Annotated in this window: 14 protein-coding genes; 5 read left to right on the top strand and 9 right to left on the bottom strand. The window is 67.4% G+C overall.

Features of this window, described 5'->3' with window-relative positions:
• Positions 1-39 precede the first annotated feature (39 nt).
• From AC07R7_RS16690 to AC07R7_RS16665, 6 genes are all read right to left on the bottom strand, one after another.
• Complete coding sequence (locus tag AC07R7_RS16690; RefSeq protein WP_494635940.1) at positions 40-1,821, bottom strand: DUF885 domain-containing protein; 1,782 nt, start codon at positions 1,819-1,821, stop codon at positions 40-42.
• Positions 1,822-1,867: 46 nt separating this feature from the next.
• Positions 1,868-3,637, bottom strand: a complete 1,770-nt coding sequence (locus AC07R7_RS16685) for a DUF885 domain-containing protein (RefSeq protein WP_494635939.1) — start codon at positions 3,635-3,637, stop codon at positions 1,868-1,870.
• A 25-nt stretch (positions 3,638-3,662) separates the two neighbouring features.
• Entirely contained in the window at positions 3,663-6,026 is a 2,364-nt protein-coding gene (locus AC07R7_RS16680) for a beta-L-arabinofuranosidase domain-containing protein (RefSeq protein ID WP_494635938.1), read from the bottom strand.
• Between the two features lie 12 nt (positions 6,027-6,038).
• Complete coding sequence (locus AC07R7_RS16675; protein ID WP_494635937.1) at positions 6,039-7,826, bottom strand: DUF885 domain-containing protein; 1,788 nt, start codon at positions 7,824-7,826, stop codon at positions 6,039-6,041.
• A gap of 34 nt (positions 7,827-7,860) precedes the next feature.
• Positions 7,861-9,522 carry an amidohydrolase family protein gene (locus AC07R7_RS16670; protein WP_494635936.1) on the bottom strand — a complete coding sequence of 554 codons (1,662 nt, stop codon included), beginning with the start codon at positions 9,520-9,522 and terminating at the stop codon, positions 7,861-7,863.
• Between the two features lie 61 nt (positions 9,523-9,583).
• Positions 9,584-12,454: a TonB-dependent receptor domain-containing protein gene (locus AC07R7_RS16665; protein ID WP_494635935.1), complete on the bottom strand. Its 2,871-nt coding sequence runs from the start codon at positions 12,452-12,454 to the stop codon at positions 9,584-9,586.
• A gap of 571 nt (positions 12,455-13,025) precedes the next feature.
• On the opposite strand from AC07R7_RS16665, the gene AC07R7_RS16660 reads away from it, so the two are divergent.
• Positions 13,026-13,529, top strand: coding sequence for a YybH family protein (locus AC07R7_RS16660; protein ID WP_492884023.1), 504 nt, complete (start codon positions 13,026-13,028; stop codon positions 13,527-13,529).
• A gap of 3 nt (positions 13,530-13,532) precedes the next feature.
• Here AC07R7_RS16660 and AC07R7_RS16655 read toward each other — a convergent pair whose 3' ends face one another.
• The gene (locus AC07R7_RS16655) at positions 13,533-14,633 is read right to left on the bottom strand and encodes an alpha/beta fold hydrolase (protein ID WP_494635934.1); all 1,101 of its coding nucleotides are present in this window, start codon (positions 14,631-14,633) and stop codon (positions 13,533-13,535) included.
• Between the two features lie 399 nt (positions 14,634-15,032).
• Between AC07R7_RS16655 and AC07R7_RS16650 the strand changes: the two genes are divergently transcribed.
• Genes AC07R7_RS16650 through AC07R7_RS16635 form a run of 4 tightly spaced genes read left to right on the top strand, consistent with a single transcriptional unit; the run spans position 15,033 to position 21,012 of the window.
• Entirely contained in the window at positions 15,033-18,473 is a 3,441-nt protein-coding gene (locus AC07R7_RS16650) for a response regulator (protein ID WP_494635933.1), read from the top strand.
• Positions 18,474-18,476: 3 nt separating this feature from the next.
• Positions 18,477-19,298: a CheR family methyltransferase gene (locus AC07R7_RS16645; protein WP_492839492.1), complete on the top strand. Its 822-nt coding sequence runs from the start codon at positions 18,477-18,479 to the stop codon at positions 19,296-19,298.
• Entirely contained in the window at positions 19,295-19,873 is a 579-nt protein-coding gene (locus AC07R7_RS16640) for a chemotaxis protein CheB (RefSeq protein ID WP_494635932.1), read from the top strand. Before AC07R7_RS16645 ends, AC07R7_RS16640 begins: the two co-directional genes overlap by 4 nt.
• Complete coding sequence (locus AC07R7_RS16635) at positions 19,870-21,012, top strand: hybrid sensor histidine kinase/response regulator (RefSeq protein ID WP_492884014.1); 1,143 nt, start codon at positions 19,870-19,872, stop codon at positions 21,010-21,012. The genes AC07R7_RS16640 and AC07R7_RS16635 overlap by 4 nt, the downstream gene beginning before the upstream one ends.
• A gap of 46 nt (positions 21,013-21,058) precedes the next feature.
• Here the strand turns inward: AC07R7_RS16635 and AC07R7_RS16630 are convergent, their stop codons facing one another.
• Positions 21,059-22,687 (bottom strand): alkaline phosphatase D family protein, encoded by a 1,629-nt coding sequence (locus AC07R7_RS16630; RefSeq protein ID WP_494635931.1) that lies wholly within the window; start codon positions 22,685-22,687, stop codon positions 21,059-21,061.
• 82 nt (positions 22,688-22,769) lie between these two features.
• Positions 22,770-25,970 carry a TonB-dependent receptor domain-containing protein gene (locus tag AC07R7_RS16625; RefSeq protein WP_494635930.1) on the bottom strand — a complete coding sequence of 1,067 codons (3,201 nt, stop codon included), beginning with the start codon at positions 25,968-25,970 and terminating at the stop codon, positions 22,770-22,772.
• Positions 25,971-26,051 lie beyond the last annotated feature (81 nt).

Raw genomic sequence — 26,051 nt, 5'->3', positions numbered from 1 at the left:
CCGGATGGAAGTCTTGTTTTCTGGGGTCGCGGGGAGGTCTTAGGAGGCCGGCGCCGTCGGGCTCGCGCCGCCGTCGGCGATGTACTTGTCGATCCGCGCCTCCAGCACCGGCAGCGGCACGGAGCCGAGCGCCAGGATGACGTCGTGGAACTTGCGCTGGTCGAACTTGGGACCCAGCTTGGCCTCGGCCTCGGCGCGCTTCTTGCGGATGCTCAGTTCGCCCAGCTTGTAGGCCAGGGCCTGGCCAGGCCAGCTGATGTAGCGGTCGACCTCGGTCTCGATATCGTGCTGGGCCAGCGCGGTGTGGCTGGCCAGGTAGTCGATGGCCTGCTGGCGGGTCCAGCCGTCGTGGTGGATGCCGGTGTCGATCACCAGCCGCGCGGCGCGCCACATCTCGAACGACAGTCGGCCGAAGTCCTCATAGGGCGTGCGGTAGATGCCCATCTTGGTCCCCAGCCACTCCATGTAGAGCGCCCAGCCCTCGCCATAGCCCGAGAAGTAGGTCTGCTTGCGGAAGGCCGGCCGACCGGTCTGCTCCAGCGCCACGGCGGCCTGGAAGCTGTGGCCCGGATTGCACTCGTGCAGGGTCAGGGCCGGGATCTGGTACAGCGGTCGCGACGGCAGGTCGTAGGTGTTCATCTGGCAGGATTCCAGCCCGCCCCGGCCGGACGTGTAGTAGGGCGCGATGGCGGCCGGCACCGGCACGATGGTGAAGCGGTAGCGCGGCAGAAGGCCGATGGTGTCCTTCAGCTTGCCGTCCACGCGCTTGGCCACATAGGCCGACACGCCCAGCAGTTCGTCGGGGGTCTTGGCGTAGAACTGCGGGTCGGTGCGCAGGAACTTGAGGAAGGCGGGCATGTCGCCCTTGAAGCCGCTCTGGTCCTTGACCTTCTCCATCTCGGCCGAGATCCGCGCCACCTCCGACAGGCCGATCTGGTGGATCTGTTCGGCGGTCAGGTCGGTGGTCGTGAACTCCTTGATCTGCGCCTGGTAGTAGGCCTTGCCATCCGGCAGGGCCTCGGCGGCGATCGTCTTGCGGGCCTTGGGCAGGTACTCGTTGCGATAGTAGGCCAGCAGCTTCTGGTAGGCCGGCGCCACCGACTGGGCGATCACCTGCCGGGCCTCGGCGCGGAGCTTCTCCTGCTCCTCGGCCGGGATCGACGAGGGCATGTTGGCGAACGCCTCGTAGAAGCCGTTCTTGGCCGGGTCGGGATCGGTGAAGGCGGCGATGGTGGCGTCGCGGCCGTTCAGGGCCTCGCGCGGCACGGTGAAACCGCGCGCCACGCCGGCCTTCATGTTGGCGATCTGCTCGTCGAAATAGCGCGGGACGTCGCGCATGCGGCCGATGTAGCGGCGATAGCCTTCGGCGCTGGAATAGCCGCTGCGCGCGGACAGGCCGGACCAAAACTGGCTGTCGGCGTTGAACGGCGCTTCCCAGGTCCGGTACTTGCCCTGGGCGACGAAGGCCTCGAGGCTGGTGCGGAACACCGCCGCGTTGATCTTCTCCTCGGGCGACAGCTGATCGACCGGGATCTTGTTCAGCTCGGCCAGGGTCTTGGTCCAGTAGGCCAGGCGGGCCTCCTGGGTGGCCGCATCGACATGCTGCAGTTGGGCGGCGCCGCCGCTGAACGGCGCGTCACTGGCCAGTCGCCCGAACTCCTTCTGCCGCCAGGCCCACTCGGTGTCATAGAGCGCCTTCAGGCGGCTGTCGGCGTCGCTGGCCGAAGCGGCGGCCGGCGCGGCGGTCTGGGCCAGGGCGACCGCCGGAGCGCCGGCCATCAGGGCCAGGGCGGAGACAAGCATCAGGGAGCGAACGAACAAGGGAAGTCTCCATCCAGGACGGGCGGGAAATGTTCAGGGACTAGGGTCAGGAAACGGTCGCGGGGTTGGGATTCTTGCCGCCGCCGGCGATCCAGTCGTCGATGGCCTTTTCCAGGGTCGGCAGCGGCACCGAGCCCAGGCCCAGGATGACGTCGTGGAACCAGCGCTGGTCGAAGTTGGCGCCCAGCTTGGCCTCGGCTTCCGCGCGTTTGCGGCGGATCAGCATCTCGCCCAGCTTGTAGGCCAGGGCCTGACCGGGATCGTTGATGTAGCGGTCGACCTCGATGGTCACCTCGTGGTCGGACAGGGCGGTGTGGCTGGACAGGTAGTCCAGCGCCTGCTGGCGGGACCAGCCCATGTGATGCAGGCCGGTATCGACCACCAGGCGCGCGGCGCGCCACATCTCGTAAGTCTCGCGGCCGAACTCGTCATAGGGCGTCTCGTAGACGCCCATCTTGGTGCCCAGCCACTCCATGTAGAGCGCCCAGCCTTCGCCATAGCCCGAGAAGTAGGTGCGCTTGCGGATCGCCGGACGGTTCGGGCCCTCCAGCGCCAAGGCCGCCTGGAAGCTGTGGCCCGGCACGCATTCGTGCAGGGTCAAGGGCGGGATGGTGTAGAGCGGCCGGGCCGGCAGGTTGTAGGTGTTCATCAGGCAGCTCTCGAGGCCGCCATTGCCGCCCGTTCCGAACGGCGCGATCGCCGCCGGCGTCGGCACGATGGTGAAGCGATAGCGCGGCAGCAGGCCGATGGTGAACTTCAGCTGGCCGTTGGCCTTGTTGGCCACATAGGCCGACTTGGCGATCAGCTCGTAGGGCGTCTTGGCGTAGAACTGCGGGTCGGTCTTCAGGTATTTGAGGAAGCCCTGGAAGTCGCCGGTCCAGCCCGCCTGCTTCATCGTCGCCTGCATGTCGGCGTCGATCCGCGCCACCTCTTTCAGGCCGATCTGGTGGATCTGCTCGGCGGTCAGGTCGGTGGTCGTGTATTCGCGGATCTTGGCCTGGTAGAAGGCCTTGCCGTCGGGCAGGCTCTCGGCGGCGGTGTTGGTCCGGGCGCGCGGAATGTAGTCGTCGCGCACATAGGTCAGCAGTTTGCCGAAGGCCGGCGCGGCGGCGCCGGTGACGGCGGCCCGGCCCTCTTCCATCAGCTTGTCGCGCTCGCCGACCGGGATCGACGACGGCATGTTGGCGAACGGGCCGAAGAACGGATTGGCCGCCGGGTCGCCCGAGGCCAGCGGGGCGATCGTGGTGTGACGGCCCTCGATCGACGCCCTGGCCTTGGTGAAGCCGCGCGCCTGCCCGGCCTTCATGTTGGCGATCTGCTCGTCGACATAGCGCGGCATGTCGCGCAGCCGGCCCAGGTAGGCGCGGTACTCGGCGACGGTCCCGAAGCCGGTTCGCGGCGCCATCCAGGTCCAGAAGCCGAACGGGTCCTCGTATTCCTTGAACTTGATCTGGCTGACGAAGGCTTCCAGCGCGGTGCGGAACACCGCGGCGTTGACCTTCTCCTCGGGCGACAGCTGGTCGACGGGGATCTTGTCCAGCTGGGCCAGGGCGTTCGTCCAATAGGTGAGCCGGCGCTGCTGGCTGGCGGGATCGACATGCGGCAGGCGATCGCCCAAGCCGCCGCCCTCGTCGTCAGCGTCGCGGCCGAACTCCTGGGCGCGCCAGTTCCACTCGGCGTCGTAGAGCGCCTTAAGGCGCGCGTCGGCGCTGGTGGCGGCGCTCATGGCGGGCTTCGCCGGCTTGGTCTGCGCCAGCGACGGCTGAGCGACCAGCGCCATGCCCAGCGCGATCGCCAATCCCGAAACTCGTTTCATAACGCCCCTCCTCCCCATGCCCTGGTCAGGTTGTTCTCGAAGACCCCGACGGCGCATAGACCCGCACGCCGAAGACCGGACCACAGCGGGTCGTGTCGTCGGCGGGCTGGAAGCGCACGGTCACGCTTCCCTTGCCTCGGGTCAATTCGCTTGGGATCGGATAGTCGACATCGAAGAAATCGCCCGGATGCTGACCGGTCAGCGCCTGGGTCGCGATCCGCACGCCATCGATCAGGATGTCGAAGCGTTTGTTGCGCTCCTCGCCCCAGTAGGTCGCTTGCAGGATCAGCGGCCCCGGCTTCACCGCGGCCTTGTATTCGAAGAAGCCGAAGGTGCGCGCGTCGCGCCCGTGGCGGCCACGATAGGTGACGGCGTAGCTGTTCTTGGCGGTCAGGCCGTGATCGCGCTCGGCCTGCATCTCGCCCAGGTGCATGACGTCGACCGAACGCCGCGCCAGGTCCTGCAAGCGCGCCTGCTCGGCCGCGTAGGCGACCTGCTGTTTCTTCCAGCCGGGTTCGTCGAAGGTGGCGAAATAGATGGCGGTGCGGCGGTCGCGCTGCTGGAAGAACGGCGCGAACGACAGGTCGGCCGGCTTGCCGATGCCCTTTGTCCGGTACTTGCCGAGCGCCGGTTCGACGGGAACGAAGCCGGTCAGCGGATCGCGCGCGACCAAGGCCGGCGCGGGTCCGTCATAGGGCTGGCTGGAGGGTCCAAGGTCGGCGGCCAGGACCACGGGCCCTTTCAGCACGGCCAGCACGGAGGAGTCGTCGACCGTCGCCTCGGTGCGCAGCGTCATGGGCAGGTCCAGCGTGACTCGGTCGCCCTTGCGCCAGGCGCGGCGCAGGATCGTGTAGTCGCCGGCCGGGCCCGCCGACATCGCCTCGCCGTTGACTCTGATCCGCGCGCCCCGGCACCAGCCGGGAACGCGCAGCGCCAGGCCGAAGTCACCTGCCCCCTCCAGGTCCTCGACCACGATCTCGACCCGCTCGCCGAACGGATAGGCGGTCTCCATCCGGAACGTCGCCCCCTGTTCGGCCCAGCGGGCGGTCGAGGGGATGTAGAGATTGACCAGCAGGGTGTCGCCGCTGCGCCACCAGATGGAGTCGCCATGCTTGGCGTGGCTCTCCATGCCCGAGCCGACGCAGCACCAGAAGTCGTCGAACGGCCGCGAGAACCGGCGCGCCGAGCCCGACATCAGCGGGACCATGTAGGCGAACATGCCGGTCGACGGGTCCTGGTGGGCCAGGATGTGGTTGATGTGGGCGCGCTCGTAGTAATCGAACAGCGCCGCCCGGGGCTGCCAGCCATAGAGATGCCGGGTCAGCTTCAGCATGTTGTAGGTGTTGCAGCTCTCGCAGGTCTGCTCGGTGATGTGGCGCGAGATGGTGCGGGGGGCGGTGAAGTATTCCCGGTCGGCGTTGCCGCCGATCACATAGCTGTAGTCGCGGGTCACGGTCTCCCAGAAGAAGTGCGCCGCCACGGCCTGGTCGGCCTTGCCGGTCAGCTCGTGCAGCCGCGCCAGGCCGATGACCTTGGGGATCTGGGTGTTGGCGTGGATCCACGGCAGGGAGTCCCGGCGCTGGCTCAGCGGGTCCAGCACCTTGGCGTGGCGCAGGCGCTCGGCCAGGGCCAGCCAGCGCGGATCGCGGGTGCGGGCGTAGAGCTCGGCGAAACTCTCGTTGATGCCGCCGTGCTCGCAGTCGAGGACCGTCTGCACCTGGGCGTCGTCCAGGCGCGCGAACACCGCGTCGATATAGCCGCCCAGGGCGACGGCGACCCGCAGGGCCTGCTGGTTGTCGCAATAGGCTTGCGCGTCGAACAGGCCGGCGAACAGCTTGTGCCAGTTGTAGAGCGGCACCCAGCAGCCGTTGAGGTCGAAGCCCATCGAGCGGATGTCGCCGGCGATCAGCTCGGGGAAGATCGTCTTGCCATCCTCGACCACGTCGCCGCGCTTGCGCGTGAACCCGGCGACATAGCCGTCGCCGTGGGCGGCCTGGACCACCGCCAGTTCGCCGACGATGTAGTCGACCCGCCGCTTGCACTCGACGTCGCCAGTCTGGGCGTACATCAGCGACAGGGCCGTCAGGTAGTGGCCCAGGGTGTGCCCGGCGATCGTGTCGCTCTCCCACCCGCCATAGACCGCGCCCTTGGCCGGCAGTCCGGCGCTGGTGCGGAAGTTGTGCAGCAGCCGGTCGGGCTCCAGGGCGTGGAGGTAACGGCGATTGGCCTCCACCGCCTCCAGCCACGGAGAATCCAGCAGCCGCACGTCGGCCAGCGGCAACGGGCTGGCCGGGCCGAGCGGGGCCAGCGGCGCGGCGCTCAGCAGCGACGGCGCCGAGGCGGCCAGGCCGGCCATGGCCAGCAACATGCGTCGATCGATCGACTCCACGGCGCCTGCTCCCTACTTGGTTTCGGGCAGGGCCGGATTGAAGCCCAGCGGATTGACCCCGCCGTCGGCGATGAACTGGTCGAGCCGCGCCTCAAGCGTCGACAGCGGCACGGACCCCAGCGCCAGGATCGCGTCGTGGAAATCGCGCTGGTCGAACTTGGGACCCAGCTTGGCCTCGGCCTCGGCGCGCTTCCTGCGGATCACCATCTCCCCCAGCTTGTAGGCCACCGCCTGGCCGGGCCAGGCGATGTAGCGGTCGATCTCGGTCTCGATCTCGTGCTCGGACAGCGCGGTGTGGTCGCGCAGGTACTGCTGGGCCTGCTCGCGGGTCCAGCCGTAGTGGTGGATGCCCGTGTCGATCACCAGGCGGCTGGCGCGCCAGATCTCGTAGGACAGCCGGCCGAAGTTCTCATAGGGCGTGTCGTAGACGCCCATCTTCGTGCCCAGCCACTCCATGTAGAGCGCCCAGCCCTCGCCATAGCCCGAGAACGAGGTCTGGCGGCGGAAGTCGGGGCGGTTCTTGGCCTCGGCCGCCACCGCCGCCTGGAAGGCGTGGCCTGGATTGCACTCGTGCAGGGTCAGGGCGGTCAGGGTGTACAGCGGCCGCGACGGCAGGTCGTAGGTGTTCATCAGGCAGCTGTCGAGGCCGCCGCGGCCGCCGGTGTAGATCGGCGCCAGGGCCGGCGGCACGGGCAGGATCGCGAAGCGCCGGCGCGGCAGGAAGCCGATGGTGTCGGCCAGCTTGCCGTCGACGCGCTTGGCCACATAGGCCGAGAACGACAGCAGCTCCTTGGGCGTCTTCGGATAGAACTGCGGGTCGGTGCGCAGGAACTTCAGGAACTCCGGCATCGTACCCTTGAAGCCGGTCTGGGCCTTGACCGCCTCCATCTCGGCGCTGATCCGCGCGACCTCCTCGAGGCCGATCTTGTGGATCTGCTCGGGCGTCAGGTCCAGGGTCGTGAAGCCCTGGATCTGGGCCTGGTAGAAGGCCTTGCCGTCGGGCTCGGCCTCGGCCGCCAGACTGGTGCGGGCCTGCTTCATGTATTCGTCGCGGATGAAGGCCAGCAGCTTGGCGTAGGCCGGGATCACCGTCCCGGTGAGCACCTGCTGGGCCTCGGCCTTGAGGGCGGCCTGCTCCTCGGCCGGGATCGAGGCCGGCATGGTCTCGAACGGGGCCAGGAACGGATTGTCCGCGCCGGTCGACAGGTTGGGTTCGATGGTCTTGTCGCGGCCGGTGACCACCACGCGCGGCACGCTGAAGCCGCGCTTGAGACCGCTGCGCATATTGGCGGTCTGTTCGTCGAAATAGCGCGGGATGTCGCGCATGCGGGCGATGTAGTTGCGGTAGTCCTTGGCCGTCTTCAGCGCGCCGCGCGGGGCCAGGCCCGCCCAGAAGAAGGTGTCGGCGTTGAACGGCGCCTCGTAGGTCTTGAAGCGGGCGTTGTCGGCCAGGGACTTCACCGAGGCGCGGAAGATCTCGGCGTTGATCTTCTCCTCCGGCGACAGCTGGTCGACCGGGATCTTGTCCAGCTCGGCCAGGACGGCGGTCCAGTAGGCCAGGCGCGCGGCCTGACTCTTGGCGTCGACCTTGGGCAGGTGGTCGGCGCCCTCGCCCCAGCGGCCGTTGTCGTCGCGGACCCGGCCCAGCTCGCCCTGGCGCCAGGCCCACTCCCGCTCGTACAGCGCCTTCAGCCGCGCGTCGGCGGTGCCGGCTTGAGCGGAGGCCTGTCCGGCGCTCGCCATGACGCTCGCGGCCAGCAAGGCCGCCGCGATCGTCCGTCCCATCGAAACCTTGCTCATGCCCCTACTCCCACGTCACGCGAACCAACGAAAATCAGTGAGTCAGATCGACCGCCTCGATCGGCATCGGTCCGGCGGGCAGTCCCCGCGCCGTCTTGTCCTTGAGCACCGACTGGCGGATCTCCTCGCGCAGCTTGCGCGCGTCGTAGAGGATGCCGTCCTTGATGGTCCAAGCCACCCCGCCGACCCGCTCGACCTTGCCGGTGTCGTCGTTCAGGCGCAGCGAACCGGTGCCGAACAGCAACTTCAGATTGGCCAGCGGATTGCCCTGGACGATGACGAGGTCGGCCTTGCGGCCCACGCGGATCGTGCCGACCTGGTCCTCGTGGCCCAGCAGCCGCGCGCCTTCCTGGGTCGCCGAGTGGATGACCTCCAGCGACGAGAAGCCAGCCTCGCGCAACAGCTCCATCTCCTGGACGTAGCCGAAGCCGTAGAGGTTGTAGATGTAGCCGCTGTCGCTGCCGACGGTGACGCGCCCGCCGCGGTTCTTGTACTCGTTCACGAACCGCATCCAGAGGCGGTAGTTGTCCTTCCAGGCGACCTCGTCCTCGGTGGTCCAGTCGAACCAGTAAGAGCCGTGATGGACGCGGCTGGGGCGGTAATAGTCCCACAGCGCTGGCATGGTGTAGTCGTCGTGCCAGGTGGCGCGGCTCATCCTCATGAGATCGCGGCTGGCCAGGTAGGCGGTGAAGGTCGGATTCAGCGTGAACTTGCGGTCCAGCAGGGTCTGCATGACCTCTTCCCACTTGGCCGAGCCGGGCGCGGCGGTCTGGGCCCACAGCCGGCCGGATTCGCCGAAGCGCTCCTGCTCGTCGTTGTTGACGAAGTCGGTGGGCCAGCTCTGCAGGCGCTTGTCGGTGAACATCGCCTCGGGCAGGCCGTACCAGTGCTCCATCGACTCCAGGCCGTGGGCCGAGGTGGTCAGCACATTGGCGAAGGCCACGCTGGGCTGGGCGTGGTGCATGGTGGTGTGGAGGCCGATCTTGTGGGCCTCCTCGATGGCGGCGAACAGCACGTCCTCGGAGCCGCCGATGAACTTGACGCCGTCCGCGCCCCGCGCCTTGGCTTCCTGCACGGCCAGGCGCGCCTGGACCGGATCGTTGACGGGCGTGTTCCGGATCTTGTGGAAGAACGGATAGATGTCGATGCGCGGCGCGACGATCTCGTTGCGGGCGCTGCGAGCCTTGATGTCGGCCAGCCACTCGATCGGCCGGCTGCTGCCCACCTCGCGCACCGAGGTGACGCCGTTGGCGATCCAGAGCTTGAGGATGTAGTCCGACGGCACGGCTTGCGCGTCGTTCAGGTCGTGCAGGTGGACGTGGGCGTCCACGAAGCCCGGCATCACGTAGTAGCCGGTCAGATCCAGCTCGTAGTCGCCCTTGGCGGCGCGGGCCGAAGGGTCGATCGCCTTGGGCGCGCCGATGGTGCGGATCTCGGCGATGCGGTCGTTGACCAGGACGATGTCGACCGGCCCCTGGGCCGGCGCGCCGGTACCGTCGATCATGGTGACGTTGCGCAGCACCACGCGGTTGAACGGACCGATCCCTTCCGTCCGCTTCGGGATCGGATCGGCGACCTTGCCCGCCTTGGCGGCCGGCGCGTCGTCCAGCGGCGCCGCCGCCGATGTGGTCAGCGGCGCGCTCGCCATCATCACGGCCGCGACCGAGGTCAGCAGCACTCGAGCCAGTCTCTTCATCGTTTCCCCTCCCCAGGGTCGAAAGGCCGCGAGCATTTCGCTCGCGGCCCTCGACATTCGCCTAGAAGCGCAGTCGCGCCCCCATGAAGTAGCGCCGGCCCAGCGTGTCGAAGAGCGACACGTCGGTGTTGGCGTCGCCGACCAGGGTGGTGCCCAGGATCGGCGGCTGCTTGTCGAGCAGGTTGTTGACCCCGCCGAACAGGCTCACCTGCTTGGTCACGTTCACGGCGAACGAGCCATCGACGTACCAGGTGGGATCGACCTTCTTCACGACGTTGGTCGCGGTCGGGTACAGCTCCAGCTCGCCGATCATCCGGGCCGCCAGGCGCAGGGTGACGTCGCCGCTGGCATAGTTGGCGCTGAGGTTCAGCTTGAAGTCCGGAGTGATGAACCCGCCGGTGCCGCTGGAGCAGCCCGCGCCGTAGAAGCCGGCGCAGTCCTGCGGCTTCTGGTTGGCCAGGACCTGGGTCGAACGCTCAAGCAGCCAGCTGGCCACCGCGGTCAGCGACAGGTTGGCCGGCCCGCCCAGTTCCAGCACCGACGGCAGCGGCAGCTTGTAGTCCACCTGGGCGTCGACGCCGCGCACCTTCAGCTGGCCGATATTGCTGTTGCTGGTGCGGACGAAGTCGATCTGGCCGCTCGACAGGCGCTTGACCGCCTGACAGGTGACGCTGCTGAGGTTGAGGTTGGTGAAGCAGTCGTTCAGCGTCTGCTGGGCGTTGATGGTCGTGATCGCGTTCTTCACCTCGACATTGAAATAGTCGACCGTGATGTTCAGGCGCGGGATGATCGGTGGCGAGATGACGGCGCCGATCGTGAAGGTGCTGGACTTCTCCTCGGTCAGGTTCGGGTTGCCGCCGCTTTCCTGGGTGAGGCCCAGGGTGGCCTGGGTGAAGGTCTCGATGTCGGCGGCCGGAACGCCTTGGGCGACGCAGAGCTGCTTCTGGGCGGCCGTGGGCTTCTGGGCCGTGGCGCAGGGGTCCGTGCCGCCGGTGAAGCCTTGCGCCCGGGCCGAGTAGAGCTCGGCGATATTGGGCGCGCGGATCGCGCGGTTATAGGCGCCGCGGAACCGGACCCAATCGATCGGCGCGTACTCGCCGCCGGCCTTCCAGGCGAAGACCCCGCCGATCGATGAATAGTCCGAATAGCGGGCCGCGCCCTCGACGGCCAAGGTCTTGACGAACGGCAGGTCGGCCAGGATGGGCACGCGCAGCTCGCCGAAGACTTCCTTGACGTCGAACGAGCCCTTCAGGGCGTTCGAGGACGCCGCGCCGTATTCGCCGTTCAGGTCGAAGGCGCTGGGACTGGAGGCGTACTGATCCTTGCGGTACTCGGCGCCGACCGCCATGGCGACGGGACCGGCCGGCAGGGTGAACACCGTGCCGCTCAGCGAACCGCCGCCGACCTGACGCTCGAAGATGTCGTGAGCGTCGCGATCGGGAGTCAGGAACTTGCCGGCCGCCGGGCTGATCGAGGCCAGGCCGAAGATCGACACCGGAACGCAGCCTTGCGCGCCGCTGCGGCACACCACCTGGCCGGCCGAGTTGACGATGGCGTCCAGGCCCTGGCTCAGGCGCGTCTGGTTGATCGTGCCTTCGTTGTGGGTGTCGGTGCGGTTGCGCATGTACTGGTAGAAGGCGTCCCACCGCCAGGTGTGGTCCATCACCTCGAAATCGCCGCGCAGGCCGGTGGTGATCTCGTAGGACTGACGCTCGTAGAACGAGTTGCGGGTGCCCAGTTCGTCGGCGCGCCGCCCGCCGCCGACCACCGAGGCCGTGCCGGTGCGACCGGGATCGAAGATCGCGGCGTTGCTGACGAAGAACTGCCGAAGCGCCGGCGTCAGCGCCGCGTTGGTGGCGTAGTTGGGCACCAGCAGGGTCGAGGACGCCGCGCCCGGAGTCACCGGCGTGAACGAGTCCGGCGCCAGGATCGAGTTGTTGCGCGAGTTGACGAAGAACGCCTCGGCATAGGCCGTGACGTGATCGGTCAGATTGTAGTGGCCGATCGTCGAGACGTTGTAGCGCTCGAGCGGTCGCTGCAACAGGTTGAACGGCGCGTAGTTATAGGTGTCCTCCGGCTGGCAGTACGGCAGCACCACGCCGCCCGCGCCGAAGCGGATGCCGGTGACCGAGGTGCAGGTCCCGCTGGGGGTCAGGTTGACGCCCACCAGCTGGGCGCGCTGCGTGGCGCTGAGCGGCACGCGCGTGCCGGGGATGCTGCCCGAACCCGAATAGACCAGGGCGCCGTTCACCTCGCCCAGCGGGGTCTTGGAGAAGTCGCGGTCGTTTTGGGTGATCGGATCCTGCTTGGTGTAGGACAGCGACATGGCGACATTGCCGCGTCCGCCGTCCAGGTTGGCGCCCATCGTCAGGTCCAGCTTCTTGGACTTGGCGTCACCGCGATCGGTGACCCCGTACTGACCCGAGGCCTCGAAACCCTCGAAATTGTCCTTCAGAATGAAGTTGACCGCGCCGGCGATGGCGTCCGAGCCGTAGACCGCCGAGGCGCCGCCGGTGATGATCTCGGTCCGCTTGATCAGCGTATCCGGGATGCTGGCCAGGTCGACGTCGGCCGCCGAGTTGGCTGGAATGAAGCGCCGGCCATTGACCAGCACCAGGGTCCGGGTCGAGCCCAGGCCGCGAAGGTTGGCCGTCAGCACGCCCGAGCCGCCGCCGTTGTTGACGGTCGAGGTGTTGCCCGAGGCCAACTGCGGAAACTGGTTCAGGGTCTTTTCGAGCGTGACATTGCCCGACTGCTTGATCTCCAGCTCGCCGACCACCGTGGTCGGGCTGGGCGCCGTCAGGTCCGTCCGCGCCAGACGGGACCCTGTGACGACGATCTCCTCGACCGTCGCGGGCGCATCGCCCTGTGCGGTCTGGGGCGTTGTCTGGGCCAGAGCTGGAGCTCCGATCGCCAGGAACCCGCCGATCATGCTGGAACATAGAACGATAGAGCGAAGATTTTTCCGAGCCTCGCCCGTATTCTGATCACCACTTCTCATGCTCATCCCCCAATTCTTGATCTATTTCGTAGGTGTTTTCGGACCGTCAGTTCTCACTAGACAAAGCAAGTACGTTCCCGCGTGCCACCAACCGGGCGAGCGAGAGCGCTCGATACTCGTCTTTCGAAGACAAGCACCGCCTAGGACGGGTTCAGGACCAGAAACCTTCTCGATCCGTACCGTATACAGAATACGGTATATTGGATCAGAAATTGGTCAAGCCCGTGTTTCCGATTTGTGAAGGGTTGGAAGGCCAGGGGCCGACCTGCCGCTCTATTAGTCAGGCCGCGCCCACGATCCGCGCCTTCGCCCGCCTCCCCTTCCGAGCAAGGGGACCGACGAAACACGGCGCGACAGGAGCGGCGAGCCGCCGCCAGAACGCGGTGTGAGCCGAAGTTCCCTAGACGCCGGCCGGGCGGTTGGCATTCCGCTTCCCCTCACGCCGATATTTATAATAACGTATACAATATTAGCCGCGACGCAAACAGGGACTTCATCGCGCATGGACGCATCAATCGAAGGCGCCAGCCGGCGCGGCCTGGCGGCCCTGGCTCTGGCCATGATGGCGACGCCGGCCCTGGCCGCGCCCGGGGCTTGTCCCCGCGTGAAGGACGAGGCGGCCGAAACCGCCGCCATCCTCAAGGTCATCGCCGACATGCAGGCGGCCTGGAACCGAGGCGACTTCCCCGGCTATATGGCCGGGTTTCTCAATCCGGGCGTGGTGTTCGTGTCGAAGGGCCGTTTCCAGACCGGCTGGCAGGGCACGCTGGACCACTACATCCGCGACTACGGCGCCTCGGCCGACACCCGCGGCCAGGTGCGGTTCTACGACATCAAGGTTGAAATCCTGGGGGCGGACGCCGCCCAGCTGATCAGCCGCTATGAGTTGAACCGGCCAAAGCAGGCCCAGCGCGGGATCAACACGCGCCTGATGCGCAAGGTGGACGGGCGATGGGTGATCGCCCTGAACCACGTCTCGGCCGAGGAAGGCCCCTCCCCGGCCTGATCGCTACGGCTTCTCGGAGCGGGCCAACAGTTCCGCCAGATCCTTCTTCCAGAACCTGGCCCAGGTGTGCGTGCCGTGACCGCGCGTCTCGGGCGTGGCCTGGATCAGGATGAACTTGCCGTTCTTCAGCCGCTTGGCCGCCGGCTCGGCGATGCCGAGGCTGGGCGGGTTGATGAAGTCGTCGCTGGAATTCACCCAGGTCATGGGCGCGGTGATCTTCTCCAGGTCCGCCGAAGGATCGTAGTCGCCGGACGCGGCCAGTTGATAAAGCATGTCGTTGGCGTCGCGCGTGGGCAGGTCCTTGGCGAAGCGATCCTCGAAGAAGGCGTCGGCCGCGTCGCGGGTGGGCGCCTGCTGCTGCCAGGCCGGCGGGGCCGAGCCCGCGACGATCATCAGGTTGACCGCCCCGCGCAGGCCCAGCACCGGCTGCTGGTCGTAGTCGCCGCCGCGCCAGGCCGGGTCGGCTTTGATCGACTCCATCGCCGCCTTGCGCCAGACGCGGTTCAGGCCAGCGATCTGCACCGGCAGACAGGCCATCGGCATGATCGCCCGCGCGAATTGCGGATGCAACTCGCCCCACATGAAGCCGTGCATGCAGCCCATCGAGGTGCCCATCAGTAGGCGCAGGCGGTCGACCTTCAGGCCGTCGACCAGCAGCAGGCGCTGGGCCTCGACCATGTCGGCGTAGCCGTAGTGGGGAAACTTGGCGCGCAGGCCATTGCTGGGCTTCGACGAGCCGCCATGACCGATGCCGTCGGGCAGGATGATGTAGTAGCGGGTGATGTCCAGCGGCTGGCCCGGGCCGTACAGCTCGTCGGCGAACTGCGGCTGCAGGAACTGCGCGCCCGTGCCGCCGGTGCCGTGCAGGACCATCACCGCGTTGGTGACGTGGCCTTGCGCGTCGCGCCGGGGCTGACCCAGGGTGCGGTAGTGCAGCTTCAGGCTGGGCAGGGTCTCGCCGGACTTGAACGTGAAGTTGGGGACGACATAGTCGCCCTGGGTGACCTGCTGCTCGTAGGGCGTCGCCGCCCCGGCCGGGCCGCCTATCGCCAGGACAGGGGTCGCCAGGAAGAGCGCGCTGATCGCGGCGGCCAGGATCCTCATGCGCTTCTCCCCTTGCGCGGTTTACGCTCGCATTGATCGTATACGTTATGTGCTTTGACAAGATCCAGACTGAAGACCGTGGGCGCGCATCACGACCGCGGCGTCGCGAAGCGCGACCGATCCGCAAAGGCCCGACCAGGGAACCTTTACGGCCTTTAGTCGTTAGAGGCTCGCGTTCAGGGGCGCGCGGTCAGGGATATCCAGTGAGTTTCAAGCGTATCAGGCAGCTTTGCGTCGGCAAGCCGACGGTCCGCGCGCGCGAACAAGGCTACCGCCCCGTCGGGACCGAGCCGCCCTTGCCCGTCCCGCGCGCTTGCTGATCTCCGCAAGATCGTCCATCCCGCCATCGTCCGTCATCTTAGGCGGGCTCCGCCGCACAGCCTCCACGTCGAGAACCGCATGTCCCTGATCGAACCGCGCAAAGCGTCCGCGACCGGCGCCCGAACGGAGCTGTGGTCGGCGCTGGGCATGGGCCTGGCCCTGGCCTTCTTCCTGATCAGCGGCGTGATCGCCTATCGCAACATCGAGACGCTGCGGATCAACAGCGAGAAGATCTGGCACACCCACGAGGTGCTGATCGCGCTGGACGACCTGCTGTCCACCACCCAGGACGCCGAGACCGGCCAGCGGGGCTATCTGCTGACCGGCAACGACCGCTATCTCGCCCCCTACCAGCGCGCGGTGACCGACGTCGCCACGCGGACCGAGGCGGTCGGCTCGCTGACCAAGGACAATCCCATCCAGCAGGCCAATCACGTCCAGCTCAGGCGCCACATCGACGCCAAGCTGTCCGAGCTGGCCGAAACCGTCGCCCTGCGGGGCAGCCAGGGTTCGCAGGCCGCTCTGGCCGTCGTCAACACCGATCGCGGCAAGGCCGAGATGGACGCCATCCGCCAGCAGATCGACGTCATGCGCGCGGAGGAAAACCGCCTGCGCGACATCCGCCTGACCGAGATGAACATCGCTCATCGCACCGCCTTGATCAGCAGCGTGTTGTCGGCCGTGCTGGGCGCGGCGCTGACCTTCGTCGTCTTCGCCCTGATCCGCCGCAGCGGTCAGGCCCGCGCCCGCCAGCAGTGGCTGCAGGCCGGCCAGGTCGGCCTCTCGGAAGTGATGATGGGCGACAAGACGGTCGAGGAGCTGAGCGACAGCATCCTGCACTTCCTGTCGCAATATCTCGGCTTCCAGGCCGGCGCGCTGTTCAAGGGTGAGAACGGCCGCTTCTACCGCGCCGCCGCCCTGGGCATTCCGGCCGACGCCGATACGCCGCTGCATTTCAATATCAAGGAGGGCCTGCTGGGCAAGGTGGCGGCCGAAGGCCACACCACCATCGTCCGCGACGTGCCCGACGGCTATCTGACCATCGGCTCAGCCCTCGGCCACGACAAGCCCAAGCACCTCGTGCTGGCGCCGACCCACGCCGACGACATCGTCAACGCCGTCATCGAGCTGGGCTTCCTGCATGCCGTCGACGACCGCATCCTGGAGCTCCTGAGCCAGGTGTCGACCTCGATCGGGGTCTCCCTGCGCTCGGCTCGGTACCGCTCGCAACTGCAGAACGCCCTGGAGGAAACCCAGCGCCAGTCCGAGGAACTGCAGGTCCAGAGCGAGGAACTGCGCGTCTCCAACGAGGAGCTGGAGGAACAGGGCCGCGCCCTGAAGGAATCCCAGACCCGCCTGGAACAGCAGCAGGTCGAGCTGGAACAGACCAACAGCCAGCTGGAGGAACAGGCCCAGACCCTGGAGGCCCAGCGCGACGAACTGGAGCGCACCGGCGCGGCCGTGCAGCTGAAGGCGCGCGAGCTGGCCCAGGCCAGCCAGTACAAGTCCGATTTCCTGGCCAACATGTCGCACGAGCTGCGCACGCCGCTGAACTCGCTGCTGATCCTGTCGAAGCTGCTCAGCGACAACACGGCCGGCAACCTGTCCAGCGAGCAGGTCAAGTTCGCCCAGACGATCGAATCCTCGGGCAACGACCTCCTGACCCTGATCAACGACATCCTCGACCTGTCGAAGATCGAGGCCGGCCATATCGATGTGCGCCCCGAGAGCGTGCCGCTGCAGCGCCTGACCAACGACCTGCGGTCGCTGTTCCAGCCACTGGCCGACGAGCGCCAGCTGGGCTTCGAGATCAAGGTCGCGGCCGATACCCCGACCCTGCTGGAGACCGACCGCCAGCGCCTGGAGCAGATCCTCAAGAACCTGCTGTCGAACGCCTTCAAGTTCACCCAGGCCGGCCAAGTCACGCTAGCCATCACCCCGACCGGCGACAACGAGATCGCCTTCGCGGTGACCGACACCGGCATCGGCATCGCGCGCGAACAGCGGGAGAGCATCTTCGAGGCCTTCCGCCAGGCCGACGGCACCATCAGCCGCAAGTACGGCGGCACGGGCCTGGGCCTTTCGATCAGCCGCGAACTGTCGCGCCTGCTCGGCGGCAAGATCGCGCTGGAGAGCACGCCGGGCGAAGGCAGCACCTTCACCGTCACCATCCCGCGATCCTACGATCCGGCCCGCGTCGCGCCGCGTCCGGAACCTTCGGCCTCTCCCGCGCCCGCTCCGGCGGTCCCGGCGGCCCCGGCCCGCGCACGTCCCGCCGCGCCGATGACCCGCACGATCGAGGACGACCGCGACCAGCTGGCCAACGGCCGCCGCGTGCTGCTGGTCATCGAGGACGACGACAAGTTCGCCAGCATTGTCCGCGACCTGTCGCGCGAGCTGGGCTTCCAGTGCCTGGTCGCAGGCACCGCCGAGGACGCCCTGAAGCTGGCCCGCCAGTTCAAGCCCAGCGCCGTGGTCCTGGACGTCGGCCTGCCCGACGAGTCCGGCCTGATGGTGCTGGACCGCCTGAAGCGCGACGACGCCACGCGGCACATCCCGATCCACGTGATCTCGGGCGCCGACCACAGCCAGACCGCCCTGTCGCTGGGCGCGATCGGCTACATGATCAAGCCCGTCAAGCGCGACGACCTGGCCCAGGTGTTGACCAACCTGCAGTCGAAGCTGTCCAGCACGGTGCGCCGCGTGCTGATCGTCGAGGACGACGACGTCCAGCGCGACGCCGTCGGCAAGCTGCTGTCCTCGGGCGATGTCGAGACGGTCGGGGTCGGCACCGCCGCCGAATGCCTGGAGCTGCTGAAGACGCAGACCTTCGACTGCATGGTGCTGGACCTGTCGCTGCCGGACGCCTCGGGCTTCAGCCTGCTGGAGACGCTCAGCCAGAACGGCGACAACGCCTTCCCGCCGGTCATCGTCTATACCGGCCACGACCTGTCGGCCGACGACGAGCAGCGCCTGCGCCGCTATTCCAGCTCGATCATCATCAAGGGCGCCAAGTCGCCCGAGCGCCTGCTGGACGAGGTCTCGCTGTTCCTGCACCAGGTGGTGTCGGAGCTGCCGCCCGAGCAGCAGAAGATGATCAAGAAGGCCCGCAACCGTGACGCGGTGCTGGAAGGCCGCCGGGTGCTGATCGTCGAGGACGACATCCGCAACGTCTATTCGTTGACCAACGTGCTGGAGCCGCGCGGGGCCATCGTCGAGATCGCCCGCAACGGCCAGGAGGCCATCGAGGCCCTCGACCGTTCGGCCCAGGGCGACCCGGCCAACGCCATCGATCTGGTGCTGATGGACGTGATGATGCCGGTGAAGGATGGCCTGACCGCCACCCGCGAGATCCGAGAGGACGCCCGCTGGGCCAAGCTGCCGATCCTGATGCTGACCGCCAAGGCCATGCCCGACGACCAGGCGCGCTGCATCGCCGCCGGCGCCAGCGACTACATGGCCAAGCCGATCGACGTGGACAAGCTGCTGTCGCTGGTCCGGGTCTGGATGCCGAGGTAGCCGGTGTCCGAGATCGAAGACCTCGAGATCCAGCTGCTGCTGGAGGCGCTGTTCCAGCGCTACCACTACGACTTCCGCCACTACGCGCGGGCGTCGATCAAGCGCCGCCTGATTCAGGCGCGCCTGCATCTGGGCTTCGCGACCATCTCGGCGATGCAGGATCGCGTGCTGCACGACGCCTCGATGCTGCCGCGCCTGCTGGACTTCCTGACCGTGCAGGTTAGCGAGATGTTCCGCGACCCGACCTACTTCAAGGCCCTGCGCGACAAGGTGCTGCCGCATCTGCGGACCTATCCCTCGCTGAAGGTCTGGATCGCGGGCAGCAGCACGGGCGAGGAGGTCTATTCGCTGGCCATCCTCTTCAAGGAGGAAGGCCTCTACGACCGGACGATCTTCTACGCGACCGACATCAATCCCGAGGCGCTGGCCGCCGCCGAGGCCGGCGTCTACGCCATCGACCGCATCCGCAAGTTCACCGAGAACCACCAGAAGTCCGGCGGCAAGTCGTCGCTCTCGGACTACTACACCGCCGCCTACGGCCGGGCCGCGTTCGACAAGACGCTGCGCGAGCGGGTGGTGTTCTCGGACCACAGCCTGGTCACCGACGCGGTGTTCGCCGAGATGCACCTGATCTCGTGCCGCAATGTGATGATCTATTTCGATCGCCCGCTGCAGGACCGCGCCATCGGCCTGTTCCGCGACTCCCTGACCCGCAAGGGCTTCCTGGGTCTGGGTTCGAAGGAGAGCCTGCGCTTCTCCAGCCACGCCGGCGCCTTCACCGATTTCGTGCCGGGCGAAAAGATCTACCAGAGGCGCGAGCCATGAGCGGGACACCGATCCAGGCCGTCGCGATCGGGGCCTCGGCCGGCGCGGTGCAGGCGCTGCTGGCCATCCTGCCCGCCCTGCCCGCCAGCTTTTCGCTGCCCGTGCTGGTGGTCGTCCACGTTCCGCCCGACCGCTCCAACATGCTGGTGCCGCTGTTCCAGTCCAAGTGCCGGATCACGGTCAAGGAGGCCGAGGACAAGGAGCCGGTCGAGAAGGGCGTCATCTATTTCGCGCCCTCGGACTATCACATGCTGGTCGAGACCGACGGCTGCGTGGCCCTGTCGACCGACGAGCCGGTGAACTATTCCCGCCCTTCGATCGACGTGCTGTTCGAAAGCGCGGCGGACTATTATGGATCCGCCCTCGTCGGCGTCATCCTCACCGGCGCCAATCACGACGGGGCCGCGGGGCTCAGGGCCGTGGCGGACGTCGGCGGCGTGGCGGTCGTCGAGAACCCGGACGGGGCCTATGCCTCGGCCATGCCGCACGCGGCGCTGGAGGCCACCCCATCGGCCACGATCATGAAGCACGACCAAATCCTATCCTACCTGTCGAGTCTGGGGACCGCGCGATGACGGCGGACAAACCGATCAACTTCCTGCTGGTCGATGACCTGGAAGAGAACCTGTTGGCGCTCGAGGCCTTGCTGCAGCGCGAGGGCCTGACCTGCCTGAAGGCGCGTTCGGGCGAGCAGGCCCTGGAACTGCTGTTGGTCCATGACGTGGCCCTGGCCCTGCTCGACGTGCAGATGCCGGACATGAACGGGTTCGAGCTGGCCGAGTTCATGCGCGGCGCCGCCCGCACCAGCCACGTGCCGATCATCTTCGTCACCGCCGGCGTCGCCGACGCCACGCGCCGCTTCCGCGGCTATGAGGCCGGCGCCGTCGACTTCATCCAGAAGCCGATCGAGGCCGACATCCTGCGCAGCAAGGCGGCGGTGTTCTTCGACCTCTACCGCCAGCGCCAGCAGATCGAGGCCCAGCGCGACGAACTGGAGGTCGCCGCCCAGGCCCTGCGCCGCGCCGACCGGCACAAGGACAGCTTCCTGGCCGTCCTGGCCCACGAGCTGCGCAACCCGGTCGCGGCGCTCAGCGGCGGCCTGCACCTGCTGGGCAAGGACATCGCGCCCGAACGCGCCATCGACATCCGCACCCGCATGGACCGGATGCTGACCCACCTGTCGCACCTGGTCGACGACCTGCTGGACGTCTCGCGCGTCAGCCAGGGCAAGATCTCGCTGCGCAAGCAACGGATCGAGCTGACAGAGGTGCTGCGTTCGGCCACCGAGGCCAGCCAGCACAATCTCGACGCCGGAAAGCACCAGTTCGTGGCGGAGATGCCGGACGAGCCGATCTGGCTGGACGCCGATCACACGCGCCTGGCCCAGGTGGTGTCCAACCTGCTCAACAACGCCGCAAAATACACCCCCGAGGGTGGAACGGTAACCCTGTCGGCGGTCGCCGACGGCGCCATGGCCGAGATCCGCGTCGCCGATACCGGCGTCGGCATTCCGCCGGACATGCAGTCGCGGATCTTCGAGATCTTCGCCCAGGTCGAGGACCACCTGACCAAGGCCCAGGGCGGTCTCGGCATCGGTCTGGCCCTGGCCAAGCAGTTGGTGACCTTGCACGGCGGCACGCTGACCGTGGAGAGCGCCGGTCAGGATCAGGGCAGCACGTTCACGGTGCGCGTTCCGGTCGCGGTCGACGCTTAGGGCCTGTCCCGTTCAGATGGAACCATCAGAACGGGATAAACAGGCTCTAACCCGCGAACACCTTCCGCCCCCGCTCCACCGACATCCGGTGCGAGCCGGCGACCGCGAGGCTCCGCGCCTTGATGGTCTGCATGAACAGCCACTCGCCCGTCACCCGCTGGGGCGTGATCCGCAGCATCATGTAGCCGCGCTGGCTGGTGTCGGCCCACTTCATCTCGGGATTGGCGGCCATGAAGCCCGCCGCCACCGTCTTGGGATCGGGCGCGAAGGCGTTTTCCATGCCGTTCGAGGTGACGCTGTGGCCCGCGAACTCGACGCCGGCGGGCCGCCCGTCCTCGATCAGGCCATAGGCCCAGGCGTTGTGGCTGTCGCCCGACAGCATGACGAGGTCGGCATCGGCGCCCTGCGCCGCCTTCAGCAGCCGTGAGCGCGCCGCCGGATAGCCGTCCCAACGGTCCATCCACATCGGCAGGCCGGCCTGGGCGGCGCGGACATTGTCGCGGAAGCCGTTGATGCTCTTCTCGGTCGCGTCGGGGCGCAGCCAGCCGACGGCGTCCTTCGGCATGACGGTGCGGCCCAGGATCGTGCCCATGCCGACCATCTGCCAGCCCTTATTGGTTTTCAGGGCGTGGTTCAGCCAGCTCTCCTGGGTCGAGCCCAGCATGGTCGCCGATGGATCCCTCCAGGGCCCGTCGCGGAACGCCCTCAGCGCCGCGTCCGGGTTCTCGGCCTTGAAGGCCGCGCCCATGCTGATCTGCTGGGTGCGGCCCAGCAGGCGCGACTCGGTGCGGTAGAGCGTGGCCAGCGCGCCGATCTGGTAGGCCTTCCACGGCTCCTCGGAGACCGGCATCCATTCGCGATAGACCTGCATGGCCGCGGCCTTGCGGACGCCCCAGTCGCCCTCGGTGGCGGCCTGGTGGTTCTGAGCCCCACCCTCCCAGCTGTCATTGGCCGACTCGTGGTCGTCCCAGAAGCCGACCATCGGGGCCATCTGGTGCAGCCGTTGCAGGTCCGGGTCCGCGCGATAGCAGGCGTAGCGCAGGCGGTAGTCGGCCAGGCTGAGGATCTCGGTGACGGGTTGCAGCATCGCCTTGCGGCCGTCGGCCCAGTCGCTGTCGCGGGTCGAGGCCAGGCCGTATTCGTAGATGTAGTCGCCAGTGTGCAGCCACAGGTCCAGATCATCGCGCGCGGCGGCGTGGCCATAGGCGTTGAACCAGCCCACGGGCAGGTTGGCGCACGAGAAGACCGCCAGGTTGAAGCGATCCACCGGCCCCAGCGGCAGGGTCTTGGTGCGGCCGACCGGGGACTTGTCGCCGTTCGGGGCGATGAAGCGATACCAGTGGATCGCGCCGGGCTTCAGCCCATCGACCGTGATCTTGGCCGTCCAGTCGCGATAGGCGCCCGTGCGGACGACGCCGCCGGCCACCACCTTGGCGAAGTTCGGGTCCTGGGCGACCTCGACCCGCAGGGTCGGCGTGCTCTCGTCCGCCGCCGGGACATAGCGGGTCCACAGCAGCATGGAATCCGCGCCCGGCTCGCCGCTGGCGACGCCGTGGGTGAAACCCGTGGCGCCCAGCACCTCGGCGGCCAGCGAGCGGCCCAGCGGCGACAGGAAGGCGGCGGCGCCCAGGCCGCCGGCCAGGACCAGGCGGCGGCGATCGATCTTCAGAACCATGACGCGATCCTCGGGCTGTGAATTTGGGAAAGGAAATGGCCGCGCCCAGGGGAGAGGCGCGGCCATGGAAGGGATCGGCGACCTAGAAGGTGCCCTTGATCCCCACGTTCCACATCGAGCCGTAGATGCTGTACTGCTGCACCCGGCTGCGATCGTTGGAGTAGACGATGTCCGGCTTGTTGAAGATGTTGCGGCCGGCCAGCATCACTTCGAACTGACGATTGATCTTGTAGCTGGCGCTGACGTTCCACAGCTCGCGCGACGCGCGGTAGAGGATGCCGTTGTTGGCGGTCATGGCCGTGTTGCTCAGCGCGCTGGTGCGGGCCGACGACTGATAGTTGCCGGTCAGCTGAATGTCGAACTTGCCGTAGCTGTAGCGCAGACCCCAGTTGGCCGAGGTCTTGGGCAGGTTCACGCGCTCGCCGTCCGGATCGACCTTGGTCACCGAGGCCCGCAGGCCCAGACCGCGCAGCGCGCCCGGCAGGAAGGTCAACTGCTGGTCGTATTCCAGCGTGACGCCCTTGTTGGTGCTGGTGCCCGGCAGGTTCTGGGCGCTGCGGAAGGTGTAGCCGGCGTAGTCGGCGGGATTGTAGCCGACGTCCGCGGGATCGACGGTGACGCCCGTCACCTGCATGTCCTGCACGTCCAGCTGATAGGCCGAGATGGCGATGATGCCCGACGGTTCGAGATAGTACTGCAGGCTGGCGAAGTACTTGGTCGAATGCTCCGGCTTCAGCAGCGGGTTGGGCACGGTGACGATCAGGTTGTTGTCGTCCACGGCCACCACGCCGCCCAGGTTGCCGTAGTCGGGACGCAGGATCGACTGGCTGAAGGCCAGTTGGCCGACCAGCTTCTTGGTCAGGTCGTACTTGACGCCGCCGCTCCAGAACCAGTCGTCATATTCGCCCTGGCGGGTCGTGTAGGTCCCGTTGCGATACTGATACAGCAGGCCGGCGACGGTGCTGGTCGACAGGCCCGCGGCGGTCACCTCCTTGGCCGAGCGGATGTCGGCGACGCGCGCCTCGGTCTTGGTCTTCTCGTAGCGCAGGCCAAGGTCGAACTGGGCCTTGCCGACGCGCGGCTGCACCTCGGCATAGGCCGCGCTGACCTCCTCGCCGATCTTCTTGTTGTTATCCAGCTGACGCTTCAGGTTGCCCACGGTGTCGGGGACGAAGTAGTCGGGGTGCTGGGCGTAGATGTCGTAGACGCCGTAGTTGCTGTCGGCGCGCCAGTGCTGGTCGTTCAGATTGCCGGCGTCGAAGCCGTGGATCTTGAAGGCGTAGTTCTGGGTGGCCGGGATCATGGCTTCCGGCGCCTTCTGGCTCAGGTCGCCGGTCGGGCCGACGTACTGGAACTGCTTGAACGAGCCCTCGATGGTCTTCCAGGCGTTGGTGCGATAGCCCGCGCCGGCCAGGACCTTCAGCTGGACCTGACCGAAGGCCAGTTTCTTCTTCAGGTCCAGATTGGCGCCGTACATCTGGTTGTTGGCGTTCGACTGCGACGTGCGGATGTTGTTGCCGATGTCGTCGTCGCGGTTGAAGCTGGCGGGATCGCCCCACGGGCGGCCGGCCGTCTGCTTCAGCGTCCAGGCGTTGGAATCTTCCGACGCGCGGTCCAGGGTGAAGCCGATCCGGGTCAGGTAGCTGTCGGTGCGGACGAAGAAGCCCCGGTCATTGTCCTCGAAATTGAATTCCGAGCTGGAATAGTTGGCCCGCAGCACGGCCTCGAACGTGTCGCCGCGATATTCCAGCTTCGGCGCGAACACCCAGGCCGGGGTGCCGGCGTAGCGATGCGAATACTGGGTGTGCAGCCGCGTATTGGTCCCGTTCGGATTGACGACGATATGCGTGCCGGTCGAGTCCGCCGTGGCCTGGGTGGCCGTCGTCGTGCCGAAGATCAGGTAGGTGTACTGGTTGAAGTACTCGACGTCATAGAACGAGTAGGTGCTGCGCAGGGACAGCGCCAGCTGGTCGGTGATCTTGTAGTCGACGCTGAGATTGGCCGCCTTGCGGTGGGTCAGCTTCGGACCCGGGCGGTACATCAGCTGGTACGGGATGACCCGGCCGTTGGCCAGATACGACCAGTCGGTCTGGATGCGGTCCTGCTGGACGAAGTTGGCGTTGTAGCTGGCGTTGAAGGCGACGCCGAGGCGGCCGTCCAGGAACACGTCGGCATAGCCGACCTGAGCGGACGGGAAGATCGTCGAGTGCTTCTTGTCGTCCGGCAGATACTGGCGCGACAGCGTGGAGTCGGAGGTGCCGACGCCGCCGACCTGGAAGCGCAGCAGGCGGCCGTTGCGCTGGAAGGCGTACTTGCTGCGCAGGTTGATGGACCCGCCGGGGCTGTCGGCGTCCATATTGGCCTGCAGGGTGTTGTTCAGCTCGATCGAGTCGATGCCGGTGATCGACATCTGCTCGAAGGAGTTCTGGCGGCCGGCGTTGTTGTTCGACGTGGCCGTGGCCATGCGCGCGCCGTCGGTGGTGAAGGTCGAGTACTTGGGATCGAGACCCCCGATGCGGACGGCGGTGGCGTCGACCTCGGTGTAGTCCAGCGACAGGCCCGGCATGTTCTTCATGAACTCGCCGACGTCGCCCATGGTCAGGGCGCCGAAGTTGTCGGCGGCCACGACGGTCTTGGCGTTGGTCGAGGCGCGGCGCTCCATGATGGCCGCGGCCTGGCCTTCGCGCTTGGCGGTGATGGTCACCGCCTCGACGCCTTCGCTGGCCAGGGCCGCGTCCGGCGGCTGCAGCGAGAACTCGACGGTGGCGGTCTGGTCCGGGGTGACCGTGACGATCTGCCTGGACTCCTGCAGGCCGGTGTACTTGACCACGACGGTGACGTCGCCGGTCGGCACGCCGGTCAGTCGAAAGTCGCCGCCGTTCTCGGACAGGGCGACGATCGGCGTGCCCTCGACGCGGATCTCGGCGTTGCGGACGTACTCATGGGTCGCGGTGTTGAAGACCCGGCCGCGCACCATGCCCGAGCCCACGCCGGCCTGGGGGCGCGAAGCGCCCGAGGCGGACGCGGCCTTCAGGGTGATGATCTGGCCGTCATCGGTGTCGATCCGCAGCGGCGTGCCGGCGATCAGGCGACGCAACGCCGTGCGCACGTCCATCGTGCCCTTCACGGCCGGGGTCTGGATTCCGCCGAGGTCGCGCGCCGGAGCCACGATCTGCACCTGCCCCTGGCGGGCCAGTTCGGGGATGGCGCGGACGGCCGCCTGGGCCGGGATGTCGAAGACGCGCTCCTGCGCGAAGGACGGCGCGGCGATCGCGAGCGCCACGATCGACGTCCCACAGGCGAGGACGGAGTAACGGGAAATCATAGGCAAGCACCCCAAGGTCATCGCGTTGGTCGCGACCTT

This window comes from Caulobacter sp. GW821-FHT05F04 (assembly GCF_059419665.1).
Note: the sequence above shows the minus strand (reverse complement) of the source record. Positions and strands in the feature narration are given on the sequence as shown.

Coding starts and splice junctions, on each gene's coding strand:
- AC07R7_RS16685 (WP_494635939.1), bottom strand. CDS start 3,637: ATGAAACGAGTTTCGGGATTGGCGATCGCGCTGGGCATGGCGCTGGTC.
- AC07R7_RS16675 (WP_494635937.1), bottom strand. CDS start 7,826: ATGAGCAAGGTTTCGATGGGACGGACGATCGCGGCGGCCTTGCTGGCC.
- AC07R7_RS16670 (WP_494635936.1), bottom strand. CDS start 9,522: ATGAAGAGACTGGCTCGAGTGCTGCTGACCTCGGTCGCGGCCGTGATG.
- AC07R7_RS16665 (WP_494635935.1), bottom strand. CDS start 12,454: ATGATCGGCGGGTTCCTGGCGATCGGAGCTCCAGCTCTGGCCCAGACA.
- AC07R7_RS16660 (WP_492884023.1), top strand. CDS start 13,026: ATGGACGCATCAATCGAAGGCGCCAGCCGGCGCGGCCTGGCGGCCCTG.
- AC07R7_RS16655 (WP_494635934.1), bottom strand. CDS start 14,633: ATGAGGATCCTGGCCGCCGCGATCAGCGCGCTCTTCCTGGCGACCCCT.
- AC07R7_RS16650 (WP_494635933.1), top strand. CDS start 15,033: ATGTCCCTGATCGAACCGCGCAAAGCGTCCGCGACCGGCGCCCGAACG.
- AC07R7_RS16640 (WP_494635932.1), top strand. CDS start 19,295: ATGAGCGGGACACCGATCCAGGCCGTCGCGATCGGGGCCTCGGCCGGC.
- AC07R7_RS16635 (WP_492884014.1), top strand. CDS start 19,870: ATGACGGCGGACAAACCGATCAACTTCCTGCTGGTCGATGACCTGGAA.
- AC07R7_RS16630 (WP_494635931.1), bottom strand. CDS start 22,687: ATGGTTCTGAAGATCGATCGCCGCCGCCTGGTCCTGGCCGGCGGCCTG.